Annotated in this window: 1 protein-coding gene; it reads left to right on the top strand. The window is 60.9% G+C overall.

Features of this window, described 5'->3' with window-relative positions:
- Positions 1 to 83: 83 nt before the first annotated feature.
- Positions 84 to 14,873: a retention module-containing protein gene (locus NPS58_RS20375; RefSeq protein WP_274117090.1), complete on the top strand. Its 14,790-nt coding sequence runs from the start codon at positions 84 to 86 to the stop codon at positions 14,871 to 14,873.
- The last annotated feature ends 151 nt before the right edge of the window (positions 14,874 to 15,024 follow it).

Raw genomic sequence — 15,024 nt, 5'->3', positions numbered from 1 at the left:
TCGATTTGTAACATTCCATCGGTAGCGGCAATCAGCGCCAGCTGGGCATGGAAGCCAATTGAACGGGTAGTTCGGAGAATCCAATGAGCAATGTTGTCGCAATCGTCAAAAGCATTGTTGGCCAAGTAATCGCGGTATCCCCTGAAGGGGTTCGTCGCGTTCTCATTGAGGGTGATCGCCTGTTCGTTGGCGAGCAGGTACTGACGGGCCTTGCAGGCGCTGTCACCCTGGAGCTGGCCGACGGCCGCACCCTCGACCTGGGCCGCGACACCCAATGGAGTGCCGACGCGCCCGACAGCAGCACGGACCTCGCCGCTGCCACCGCGCAAGCCGCACCGTCGGTCGAAGAGCTGCAACAGGCCATCGTCGCCGGTCTCGACCCGACCACCGAGCTCGAAGCCACCGCTGCCGGCCCGACTGCCGCAGGTTCAGGCGCCGCTGGCGGCGGCCACAGCTTCGTCATGCTCGATGCCACAGCAGGTTCGGTCGATCCAACTATTGGCTTCCCTACCGGCCCCATCGGCACTGGCTTTAACGACAACCGCCTGGAACTGGGCGGCCTGGACGATGCCAACAACCCGAATACCACCACGCCTGTGCGTGAATCCGGCCTGACCCTGACCGCCACGCCGTCGATCACCGAAGCTGGCGGCGTGATCATCTACACCGCCACCCTTGGCCAGCCGCCGCTGACCGACCTGACCGTAACTTTGTCCAACGGCCAGGTCATCGTCATCAGCGCCGGCCAAACTACCGGCAGCGTCAGCGTGACCATCCCGCCGAACGACACTGTGTACGTGGATGGCAGCGAAATCTCCGCGACCATCACCGGCACCACTGGCGGTGGTGGCCTCGTTGTCACCCCGGACACCACCCCCGCGGTCACCCAGATCACCGACACCATCGACACCACCACGGTCACCCTGACGGCGAACCCGAGTGTCACTGAAGGCGGCGTGATCACCTACACCGCTACCCTGACCAACCCGGCACAGACGCCGGTGACCGTCACCCTGTCCAATGGCACCACCATCACCATCGGCGCTGGCCAGACTACTGGCACCGTCGATGTACAGACGCCACCGAACGACGTCTACAACAACGGCAGCAGCGTCAGCACCACCATCACCGGCGCCACGGGCGGCAACTTCGAAAACCTGGTGCCGAACCCGACGCCGGCCGTCACCACCATTACCGACTCGATCGACAACACCGGCCTGAGCCTGACCGCCACCGGCACCGTTGCCGAAGGCGGCCAGATCACCTACACCGCCACGCTGACCAACCCGGCCGGCACGCCGGTGACCATCACCCTGAGCAACGGCGCGGTGATCACCATCGCGGCCGGCCAGACCGAAGGCAGCGTCAGCGTGGCCGCGCCTGGCGATGACGTGTACATCGATGCCGGTAATGTTGGCGTGACCATCGACAAGGCCGAAGGCGGCAACTTTGAAAACCTGGTGGTGAGCAAAGAGCCTGCGGTGACCGAAATCACCGACACCATCGACACCTCCACCGTCACCCTGACCGCGACCCCAAGCGTCGCTGAGGGCGGTGTGGTGACCTATACCGCCTCGGTCACTGCCCCTGTGACCGGCTCGGCCCTGGTCATCACCCTGGCCAACGGTCAGCAAATCACCATTCCTGTGGGCCAAAGCACCGGTTCGGTCGAGTTCGTTGCCCCTGACAACGTCCATACCACCAACCCGGACCTGACCAACAGCATCACCGGCACCACCGGCGGCAACTACGAGAACCTGGAAACCACCGGCAACCCGGTAACTACCGTGACCGATGGCCCGGGGACCGACGCGTCTACCGGCCTGTCGCTGACGGCTACGGGCAACGTTGATGAAGGCGGCCAGATCACCTACACCGCGACCCTGACCAACCCGGCTGGCACGGCGATGACCGTGACCCTGAGCAACGGCGCGGTGATCAACATCGCAGCCGGTGCCACCAGCGGCACCGTCACTGTCGATGCGCCGGAAGACGACGTTTACATCGACCGCGACAACGTCGAAGTCACCATCGAAGGCACCGCCGGTGGTGATTTCGAGAACCTGGTTGTGGATAGCACCCCGGCGGTCACTGACGTCACCGACACCATCGACGAGTCCACCGTTACCCTGACTGCCGACGTCAGCACCATCGGCGAAGGCGGCGTGATCACCTACACCGCCACCGTCAGCGCGCCGGTAACCGGTTCCCCGCTGGTGATCAACCTCACCAACGGTCAGCAGATCACCATCGGTCTAGGCCAGACCACCGGTACCGTCGAATTCACTGCACCGGATAACGTCCATGAGACCAACATCGATCTGACCAACAGCATCAAGGACTTCAGCGGCGGTAACTACGAAGACCTGGTGGCTGTGGGTGAAACCACCATCCCGGTCACAGACGGCCCAGGTACCGACGACACTACCGGTCTGTCCCTGACCGCGACCAAAGCTGTCGACGAAGGCGGCCAGATCACTTACACCGCAACGCTGACCAACCCGGCTGGCACGGCGATGACCGTGACCCTGAGCAACGGCGCGGTGATCAACATCGCAGCCGGTGCAACCAGCGGCACCGTCACTGTCGATGCGCCGGAAGACGACGTTTACATCGACCGCGACAATGTCGAAGTCACCATCGAAGGCACCACCGGTGGTGATTTCGAGAACCTGGTTGTGGATAGCACCCCGGCGGTCACTGACGTTACCGACACCATCGACGAGTCCACCGTTACCCTGACTGCCGACGTCACCACCATCGGTGAAGGCGGCGTGATCACCTACACCGCCACCGTCAGCGCGCCGGTAACCGGTTCGCCGCTGGTGATCAACCTCACCAACGGTCAGCAGATCACCATCGGTCTAGGCCAGACCACCGGTACCGTGGAGTTCACTGCACCGGATAACGTCCATGAGACCAACATCGATCTGACCAACAGCATCAAGGACTTCAGCGGCGGTAACTACGAAGACCTGGTGGCTGTGGGTGAAACCACCATCCCGGTCACAGACGGCCCAGGTACCGACGACACTACCGGTCTGTCCCTGACCGCGACCAAAGCTGTCGACGAAGGCGGCCAGATCACTTACACCGCAACGCTGACCAACCCGGCTGGCACGGCGATGACCGTGACCCTGAGCAACGGCGCCGTGATCAACATCGCGGCCGGTGCCACCAGCGGCACCGTCACTGTCGATGCGCCGGAAGACGACGTTTACATCGACCGCGACAATGTCGAAGTCACCATCGAAGGCACCACCGGTGGTGATTTCGAGAACCTGGTTGTGGATAGCACCCCGGCGGTCACTGACGTTACCGACACCATCGACGAGTCCACCGTTACCCTGACTGCCGACGTCACCACCATCGGTGAAGGTGGCGTGATCACCTACACCGCTACCGTCAGTGCGCCGGTAACCGGTTCGCCACTGGTGATCAACCTCACCAACGGCCAGCAGATCACCATCGGCCTAGGCCAGACCACCGGTACCGTGGAGTTCACCGCACCGGATAACGTCCACGAGACCAACCTCGATCTGACCAACAGCATCGAGTCGGTGACTGGCGGCAACTACGAGAAACTGGCAACTGCCGGTGAAACCACCATCACCGTCACCGACGCTCCAGGTACCGACGACACCACCGGTCTGACCCTGACAGCCAGTGACACCGTGGCTGAAGGCGGTAAGATCACCTACACCGCGACCTTGACCAACAAGGCTGGCACTGACATGACCATCACCCTGGATAACGGGGCGGTCATCCTGATCAAGGCCGGTGAGAAGGTCGGCACCGTAGAATTCGACGCGCCGGAAGACGACGTCTACATCGATGCCGGTGAAGTACAGGCCGTGATCGAAAGCACCGATGGCGGCGACTTCGAGAAACTCAACATCGATACGACGCCTGCGGTGACCGAAGTCACCGACACCCCTGACCAATCGACCGTTACTCTGTCTGCCGACGTCACCACCATCGGCGAAGGCGGCGTGATCACCTACACCGCCACCGTCAGCGCGCCGGTAACCGGTTCGCCACTGGTGATCAACCTCACCAACGGCCAGCAGATCACCATCGGTCTCGGCCAGACCACGGGTACCGTGGAGTTCACTGCACCGGATAACGTGCATGAGACCAACCTCGACCTGACCAACAGCATCGAGTCGGTGACTGGCGGCAACTACGAAGACCTGGTGGCTTCTGGCGACACCACTGTGACCGTCACCGACGGCCCAGGTAGCGAAGACATCACCGGTCTGTCCCTGACCGCGACCAAAGCTGTCGACGAAGGCGGCCAGATCACCTACACCGCGACCCTGACCAACCCGGCTGGCACGGCGATGACCGTGACCCTGAGCAACGGCGCGGTGATCAACATCGCAGCCGGTGCCACCAGCGGTACTGTCACTGTTGATGCGCCGGAAGACGACGTTTACATCGACCGCGACAACGTCGAAGTCACCATCGAAGGCACCACCGGTGGCGATTTCGAGAACCTGGTTGTGGATAGCAGCCCGGCGGTCACTGACGTCACCGACACCATCGACGAGTCCACCGTTACCCTGACTGCCGACGTCACCACCATCGGCGAAGGCGGCGTGATCACCTACACCGCTACCGTCAGCGCGCCGGTAACCGGTTCGCCACTGGTGATCAACCTCACCAACGGCCAGCAGATCACCATCGGCCTCGGCCAGACCACCGGTACCGTCGAATTCACCGCACCGGATAACGTCCATGAGACCAACCTGGACCTGACCAACAGCATCGAGTCGGTGACTGGCGGCAACTACGAGAAACTGGCAACTGCCGGTGAAACCACCATCCCGGTCACCGACGGCCCAGGTACCGACGACACTACCGGTCTGTCCCTGACCGCGACCAAAGCTGTCGACGAAGGCGGCCAGATCACTTACACCGCAACGCTGACCAACCCGGCTGGCACGGCGATGACCGTGACTCTGAGCAACGGCGCGGTGATCAACATCGCAGCCGGTGCCACCAGCGGCACCGTCACTGTCGATGCGCCGGAAGACGACGTTTACATCGACCGCGACAACGTCGAAGTCACCATCGAAGGCACCGCCGGTGGTGATTTCGAGAACCTGGTTGTGGATAGCACCCCGGCGGTCACTGACGTCACCGACACCATCGACGAGTCCACCGTTACCCTGACTGCCGACGTCAGCACCATCGGCGAAGGCGGCGTGATCACCTACACCGCCACCGTCAGCGCGCCGGTAACCGGTTCCCCGCTGGTGATCAACCTCACCAACGGTCAGCAGATCACCATCGGCCTCGGCCAGACCACCGGTACCGTCGAATTCACTGCACCGGATAACGTCCATGAGACCAACATCGATCTGACCAACAGCATCAAGGACTTCAGCGGCGGTAACTACGAAGACCTGGTGGCTGTGGGTGAAACCACCATCCCGGTCACAGACGGCCCAGGTACCGACGACACTACCGGTCTGTCCCTGACCGCGACCAAAGCTGTCGACGAAGGCGGCCAGATCACTTACACCGCAACGCTGACCAACCCGGCTGGCACGGCGATGACCGTGACTCTGAGCAACGGCGCCGTGATCAACATCGCGGCCGGTGCCACCAGCGGCACCGTCACTGTTGATGCGCCGGAAGACGACGTTTACATCGACCGCGACAATGTCGAAGTCACCATCGAAGGCACCACCGGTGGTGATTTCGAGAACCTGGTTGTGGATAGCACCCCGGCGGTCACTGACGTTACCGACACCATCGACGAGTCCACCGTTACCCTGACTGCCGACGTCACCACCATCGGTGAAGGTGGCGTGATCACCTACACCGCTACCGTCAGTGCGCCGGTAACCGGTTCCCCGCTGGTGATCAACCTCACCAACGGCCAGCAGATCACCATCGGCCTTGGCCAGACCACCGGTACCGTCGAATTCACCGCACCGGATAACGTGCATGAGACCAACCTGGACCTGACCAACAGCATCAAGGACTTCAGCGGCGGTAACTACGAAGACCTGGTGGCTGTGGGTGAAACCACCATCCCTGTCACCGACGGCCCAGGTACCGACGACACCACCGGCCTGACCCTGACAGCCAGTGACACCGTGGCTGAAGGCGGCCAGATCACCTACACCGCGACCTTGACCAACAAGGCTGGCACCGACATGACCATCACCCTCGATAACGGGGCGGTCATCCTGATCAAGGCGGGTGAGAAGGTCGGCACCGTAGAATTCGACGCGCCGGAAGATGACGTCTACATCGATGCCGGTGAAGTCCAGGCGGTGATCGAAAGCACCGACGGTGGTGACTTCGAGAAGCTGGTGGTGGACACCACCCCAGCCGTCACCGAAGTGACCGACACCCCTGACCAATCGACCGTTACTCTGTCTGCCGACGTCAGCACCATCGGCGAAGGTGGCGTGATCACTTACACCGCTACCGTCAGTGCGCCGGTAACCGGTTCCCCGCTGGTGATCAACCTCACCAACGGTCAGCAGATCACCATCGGTCTCGGCCAGACCACCGGTACCGTCGAGTTCACCGCACCGGATAACGTCCACGAGACCAACCTTGACCTGACCAACAGCATCAAGGACTTCAGCGGCGGTAACTACGAAAACCTGGTGGCTGTGGGTGAAACCACCATCCCTGTCACCGACGGCCCAGGTACCGACGACACCACCGGCCTGACCCTGACTGCCAGTGACACCGTGGCTGAAGGCGGCAAGATCACCTACACCGCGACCTTGACCAACAAGGCCGGTACCGACATGACCATCACCCTCGATAACGGGGCGGTCATCCTGATCAAGGCCGGTGAGAAGGTCGGCACCGTAGAATTCGACGCGCCGGAAGATGACGTCTACATCGACGCCGGTGAAGTCCAAGCGGTGATCGAAAGCACCGATGGCGGTGACTTCGAGAAGCTGGTGGTGGACACCACCCCAGCCGTCACCGAAGTGACCGACACCCCTGACCAATCGACTGTCACCCTGTCTGCCGACGTCACCACCATCGGTGAAGGCGGCGTGATCACCTACACCGCTACCGTCAGCGCGCCGGTAACCGGTTCGCCACTGGTGATCAACCTCACCAACGGTCAGCAGATCACCATCGGCCTCGGCCAGACCACCGGTACCGTGGAGTTCACTGCACCGGATAACGTCCACGAAACCAACCTCGATCTGACCAACAGCATCGAGTCGGTGACTGGCGGCAACTACGAGAAACTGGCAACTGCCGGTGAAACCACCATCACCGTCACCGACGCTCCAGGTACCGACGACACTACCGGTCTGTCCCTGACTGCCAGCAAGTCCGTGGCCGAAGGTGGCCAGATCACCTACACCGCGACCTTGACCAACAAGGCTGGCACCGACATGACCATCACCCTGGATAACGGGGCGGTCATCCTGATCAAGGCTGGCGAGAAGGTCGGTACCGTAGAGTTCGACGCGCCGGAAGACGACGTCTACATCGATGCCGGTGAAGTCCAGGCGGTTATCGAAAGCACCGATGGCGGTGACTTCGAGAAGCTGGTGGTGGACACCACCCCAGCCGTCACCGAAGTGACCGACACCCCTGACCAATCGACTGTCACCCTGTCTGCCGACGTCACCACCATCGGTGAAGGCGGCGTGATCACCTACACCGCTACCGTCAGCGCGCCGGTAACCGGTTCGCCACTGGTGATCAACCTCACCAACGGTCAGCAGATCACCATCGGCCTCGGCCAGACCACCGGTACCGTGGAGTTCACTGCACCGGATAACGTCCACGAAACCAACCTCGATCTGACCAACAGCATCGAGTCGGTGACTGGCGGCAACTACGAGAAACTGGCAACTGCCGGTGAAACCACCATCACCGTCACCGACGCTCCAGGTACCGACGACACTACCGGTCTGTCCCTGACTGCCAGCAAGTCCGTGGCCGAAGGTGGCCAGATCACCTACACCGCGACCTTGACCAACAAGGCTGGCACTGACATGACCATCACCCTGGATAACGGGGCGGTCATCCTGATCAAGGCGGGTGAGAAGGTCGGCACCGTAGAGTTCGACGCGCCGGAAGACGACGTCTACATCGATGCCGGTGAAGTACAGGCCGTGATCGAAAGCACCGATGGCGGTGACTTCGAGAAACTCAACATCGATACGACGCCTGCGGTGACCGAAGTCACCGACACCCCGGACCAATCGACCGTTACTCTGTCTGCCGACGTCACCACCATCGGCGAAGGCGGCGTGATCACCTACACCGCTACCGTCAGTGCGCCGGTAACCGGTTCGCCACTGGTGATCAACCTCACCAACGGTCAGCAGATCACCATCGGCCTCGGCCAGACCACTGGTACCGTCGAATTCACCGCACCGGATAACGTCCATGAGACCAACCTCGATCTGACCAACAGCATCGAGTCGGTGACTGGCGGCAACTACGAGAAACTGGCAACTGCCGGTGAAACCACCATCACCGTCACCGACGCTCCAGGTACCGACGACACCACCGGTCTGACCCTGACTGCCAGTGACACCGTGGCTGAAGGCGGCAAGATCACCTACACCGCCACCTTGACCAACAAGGCTGGCACTGACATGACCATCACCCTGGATAACGGGGCGGTCATCCTGATCAAGGCTGGCGAGAAGGTCGGTACCGTAGAATTTGACGCGCCGGAAGATGACGTCTACATCGACGCCGGTGAAGTACAGGCCGTGATCGAAAGCACTGATGGCGGCGACTTCGAGAAGCTGGTGGTGGACACCACCCCAGCCGTCACCGAAGTGACCGACACCCCTGACCAATCGACCGTTACCCTGTCTGCCGACGTCGCCACCATCGGCGAAGGTGGCGTGATCACTTACACCGCTACCGTCAGCGCACCGGTAACCGGTTCGCCACTGGTGATCAACCTCACCAACGGTCAGCAGATCACCATCGGCCTCGGCCAGACCACCGGTACCGTGGAGTTCACTGCACCGGATAACGTGCATGAGACCAACCTTGACCTGACCAACAGCATCAAGGACTTCAGCGGCGGTAACTACGAAGACCTGGTGGCTGTGGGTGAAACCACCATCCCGGTCACCGACGCTCCAGGTACCGACGACACTACCGGTCTGTCCCTGACTGCTAGCAAGTCCGTGGCCGAAGGTGGCCAGATCACCTACACCGCCACCTTGACCAACAAGGCCGGTACCGACATGACCATCACCCTGGATAACGGGGCGGTCATCCTGATCAAGGCTGGCGAGAAGGTCGGCACCGTAGAGTTCGACGCGCCGGAAGATGACGTCTACATCGACGCCGGTGAAGTACAGGCGGTGATCGAAAGCACTGATGGCGGCGACTTCGAGAAGCTGGTGGTGGACACCACCCCAGCCGTCACCGAAGTGACCGACACCCCTGACCAATCGACCGTTACCCTGACTGCCGACGTCGCCACCATCGGCGAAGGCGGCGTGATCACCTACACCGCCACCGTCAGTGCGCCGGTAACCGGTTCCCCGCTGGTGATCAACCTCACCAACGGCCAGCAGATCACCATCGGCCTCGGCCAGACCACCGGTACCGTCGAGTTCACTGCACCGGATAACGTCCACGAAACCAACCTGGACCTGACCAACAGCATCAAGGACTTCAGCGGCGGTAACTACGAAGACCTGGTGGCTGTGGGTGAAACCACCATCCCTGTCACCGACGGCCCAGGTACCGACGACACCACCGGCCTGACCCTGACTGCCAGTGACACCGTGGCTGAAGGCGGCAAGATCACCTACACCGCGACCTTGACCAACAAGGCCGGTACCGACATGACCATCACCCTCGATAACGGGGCGGTCATCCTGATCAAGGCCGGTGAGAAGGTCGGCACCGTAGAATTCGACGCGCCGGAAGATGACGTCTACATCGACGCCGGTGAAGTCCAGGCGGTGATCGAAAGCACCGATGGCGGCGACTTCGAGAAGCTGGTGGTGGACACCACCCCAGCCGTCACCGAAGTCACCGACACCCCGGACCAATCGACCGTTACTCTGTCTGCCGACGTCACCACCATCGGTGAAGGCGGCGTGATCACCTACACCGCTACCGTCAGCGCACCGGTAACCGGTTCGCCACTGGTGATCAACCTCACCAACGGCCAGCAGATCACCATCGGCCTCGGCCAGACCACCGGTACCGTCGAGTTCACCGCACCGGATAACGTGCATGAGACCAACCTTGACCTGACCAACAGCATCAAGGACTTCAGCGGCGGTAACTACGAAGACCTGGTGGCTGTGGGTGAAACCACCATCCCGGTCACCGACGGTCCAGGTACCGACGACACCACCGGTCTGTCCCTGACTGCCAGCAAGTCCGTGGCCGAAGGTGGCCAGATCACCTACACCGCGACCTTGACCAACAAGGCCGGTACCGACATGACCATCACCCTGGATAACGGGGCGGTCATCCTGATCAAGGCGGGTGAGAAGGTCGGCACCGTAGAATTCGACGCGCCGGAAGATGACGTCTACATCGACGCCGGTGAAGTCCAGGCGGTGATCGAAAGCACCGATGGTGGTGACTTCGAGAAGCTGGTGGTGGACACCACCCCAGCCGTCACCGAAGTGACCGACACCCCTGACCAATCGACCGTTACTCTGTCTGCCGACGTCACCACCATCGGTGAAGGCGGCGTGATCACCTACACCGTGACCCTGAGCCATGCGGTCAAGGGCGAGCCACTGGTGATCAACCTCACCAATGGCCAGAAAATCACCATCCCGGTCGATGGCACCTCGGGTACTGTGCAGTTCACTGCGCCGAACAACGTGCACAACAGCAACGTTCCTCTGATCAACAGCATCAAGGACTTCACCGGCGGCAACTACGAGCACCTGGTCAGCTCCGGTAGCACCGCTGTCACTGTTACCGACAGCCCTGCAACCCAGGACGATACCGGCCTGAAGCTGACCGCAACCAAGTCGGTCGACGAAGGCGGCCAGATCACTTACACCGCCACCTTGACCAACAAGGCCGGTACCAACATGACCGTCACACTGGACAATGGCGAAACCATTACCATTGCGGCGGGCCAAACCACCGGTACCGTCACCATCAATGCGCCAGACGATGACGTCTATATCGATACGGGCAACGTGGGTGCAAAGATCACTGGCACCACCGGTGGTGACTTCGAGAAACTGTCAATCGACGGCTCCACTGCGGTTACCAAAGTGACCGACACCATCGACACCACCACCCTGAAACTGACGGCAACCCCGTCAGTCGACGAAGGTGGCAAGATCACCTACACCGCCACCCTGAGCAATCCGGCAGGCACCCCGGTGACCGTGACCTTGAGCAATGGCCAGACCATCATCATCGGTGCGAAGGAAACCAGCGCCAGCATCACCATTAATGCGCCGGATGATGACGTGTACATCGATGCCGGCAACGTCAGCGCGACCATCACTGGCGCCACCGGCGGCAACTTTGAAAAACTGGATGTCAGCGACAAGCCCGCGGTCACTTTCGTAGCCGATACCCTCAACACCACGACGGTCGGGATTACCGGCACGACATCGGTTGCCGAAGGCGAGAACGCCACCTACACCCTGACACTGTCCAACAAGGCCGATGCTGATGTCACCATCACCTTGAGTTACTCCGGCCCAGCCAAAGATGGTTCGGACTTCACCGGTGTGACTACCGTGACGATTCTAAAAGGCAGCACCGTCGGGACCTTCAGTGTGCCAATCCATCGTGATGGCATTGCCGAAGGCGCTGAATCCTTCAAAGTGCAGATCACCGGGGCTACCGGTGGCAACTTCGAGAAACTGGAAATCGGCGGCAACAGCTTCGTCAATACCACTATCCAGAGCAACGAAGCGCCGGTGGCTGCAGGCGGCGCCGTGACCGGTACCGAGGACACCGACCTGGTACTGACCTGGGCAAACTTCGGTATCACCGATGCCGATACCCCTGCCGCCAACCTGGGCCTGACCATCACCAAGCTGCCTGCCGATGGCGTGCTGCAGTACAAGGATGGCAATACCTGGAAAACCCTGACCAAGGCCGATGTCGATGCAGGCAAAGTCTTCAGCAAGGCCGACATCGATGCCGGCAAGCTGAAGTTCGTACCAGACCTGAACGAATCGGGCATCAACGCCAACACCAGCGGTGTGGGTGACCAGAAGTCCGACTACGCACAGATCCAGTTCAAGCCGACCGACGGCCAGGGCAAAGGCAACGAGGCGACCCTGAAGGTCGATATCACGCCGGTTGCCGATGCGCCGACCCTGACCATCGGCAGCAACAACGTGAACTCGATCGGGTTGATCCAGGAAACCTGGAACAGCCTGAATGGCCTGGGCACCAACGGCAACGGCATCTCCGGGGACGCATTGAAGACGGTCTTCGATAACTCCGGTAAAGCCAACAGCAGCTCGACGGTGACCAATGCCCAGTCCAGCGGCAGTGTGACCGGGGGTTCGGGCTCGAAGACTTCCGGCCTGATTTTCCTGGAAGCCGGCAAGACCTACAGCTTCAGCGGCGTGGGTGACGACAGCCTGCAGATCAACATTGGCGGCAACAAAGTGGCTTCGGCCACCTGGGGTGCCGGTGGCGCGATCAACGGCTCGTTCACGCCGACGATCAGCGGTTACTACACCCTGGATATCTACCACGCCAACCAGAGCGGCCCGGGCAGCTTCGATGTCAATCTGTCGGTCAATGGCAGTACGCCGGTCGACCTGAGCAACACCAACATCCCGATGTACCCGAGCGTCAACGACCTGAGCAACGCTGGCGTGACGGTCGGCGAGCTGCACGGTGACAACAGTGGTGGCTACTACCAGGGCTACAAGCTCAATGAAGGCGCCGAGAACGGCACCGTCAAGCTGGTGGGTATCTCGTCCGGCCTGGTCGACACCGATGGCTCGGAAAAACTCAGCATCAAGCTGGGCGGCATTCCGGAAGGCTCGGTACTCAGCGATGGCGCCGGCCATACCGTGACAGTCGGCAAGACTGAAGTGGATGTGACGGGCTGGAACCTCAACGGCCTGAGCATCAAGCCACCGGCTTACTACCAGGGCACCTTCGATATCGCAGTCACCGCGACTGCGACCGAGAAGGCCAACAATGATTCCGCCTCCACCCCGGGCAAGATCACGGTCACGGTTTATCCGGACAACTACGTCTCGCAAAACCTGACGGATGGCCACGACACCAAGACCTATGGCACCGATAACGACATCGTCGTTGCCGATGTCAACGGCTTGCATGTCACGCCAGGCAAGGACTACAACCTGGCGTTCATCGTCGATACCTCGGGCAGTATGGAAACATCCGGCGTCAACGCTGCGAAAAAATCCCTGGAATCGGTGTTCGCCACGCTGGCCAACAGTGTCAAAGGCGCACAGTCGGGCACGGTGAATATCCTGCTGGTGGACTTCTCCGCGAACGTCAATGCCACCGTCTCGGTCAACCTGGCCGACACGGATCCGTTGAAAGCACTGCAAGCGGTACTGGACAAACTCAAGGCCGGTGGCGGTACCAACTACGAGGATGCGTTCAAGACTACGGCCAACTGGTTCCAGAACCTTGAAAACGCTGGCAGCAAGGGTGACAACCAGACGTTCTTCATAACCGATGGGCAGCCGAACATCTATCAGACGGGCGAGAAACCCAACCCGACGTTCATCTATTCCAACGTCAAGATGGATACCGTGTTGGCTGAGCTGAATTACCAAATGGGTGACGTGGTCAAAAACTACGAGTTCGGCAACAACCGGATCAGCATCAACAAAAATGGCTACCTCACGGCCGAGTACAAGTCCGGCCGCTACTGGTATGACGACAACTACGCCTCGGGCGAGCTGCATGCCCAGGGCGATGGTACGTACGAGTTGTCGTATAGCTCCAGCGGCCGGTACGTCAATAGCAACACCCAAGAGTCATTCCTGTTGCTGTCCAAGCACTCGAGCGTCGAGGCAATCGGTCTGAACAACGGTGTCAATGCCAACGACCTGAAGCCATACGACACCGACGGCAAACCGCAGACCAACATTGACCCGAGCAAGCTGGCCGAAGCCATTCTTGGCCACACAGAAGCAACCAAACCGGGCAACGATGCAGTCAGTGGTGGCGACGGTCACGACATCCTGTTCGGCGACCTGGTCAGCTTCGACGGTATTGCCGGCAACGGCGTCGAGGCAATGCAGGCCTATGTCGCAGGCCGGCTGGGTATACAACTGGGTGATGTCGACGGCCGTGTGCTGCACCAGTACATCACTGAACACGTCAGCGAGTTCGATGTGTCACGCGCCAACGATGGTATGGACACACTGCTGGGCGGCGACGGCAATGACATTCTCTTCGGCCAGGGTGGCGACGACTACCTCGATGGCGGCAAGGGCAATGACATCCTGCTGGGCGGCAGCGGCAAGGACACGCTGTACGGTGGTGAAGGCAACGACACCCTGCTCGGTGGAGAGGGCAACGACCTGCTGTTCGGCGGCAAGGGCGACGATATCCTCACCGGTGGCAGCGGCGCCGACACCTTCGTGTGGAAAGCCGGCGACACGGGCAAGGATGTGATCAAGGACTTCAAGCCTGCCGACGGTGACCGTCTGGACCTGAGCGATCTGCTCCAGGGCGAGAAGGCCAGCACCATCGACAACTTCTTGAAGATCACGACGGTCAATGGTGAGTCGACCCTGCAGGTCAGCTCCGAAGGCAAGCTCAACGCCGCCGGTGGCCTGGCCAATGCCGATGTGACGATCAAGCTCGAAGGCGTCAACTGGGCCAACACCACGATCAACTCGCTGGTGACCGGCGCTGACCCGACCATCAAGATCGACCACTCCAACAGCTGATGCCTTGCGCTGCGCTAGCCGATGTCTGGCTAGCGCAGCGCCTGGGCTTTGCCAGTACCGTTTTCACATTGCATACTCGCTCGCCGGGCCCACAGCCCGGCGAGCTTGACCTATGCTGCTGACTGCGGATACGGACTCAATTTGACGAGGG

Origin of the sequence: Pseudomonas putida, from assembly GCF_028682455.1 — a bacterium.
In the GTDB taxonomy this organism is placed as follows: Bacteria; Pseudomonadota; Gammaproteobacteria; order Pseudomonadales; family Pseudomonadaceae; genus Aquipseudomonas; species Aquipseudomonas putida_AA.
This window is presented reverse-complemented; position numbering and strand designations above follow the sequence as displayed.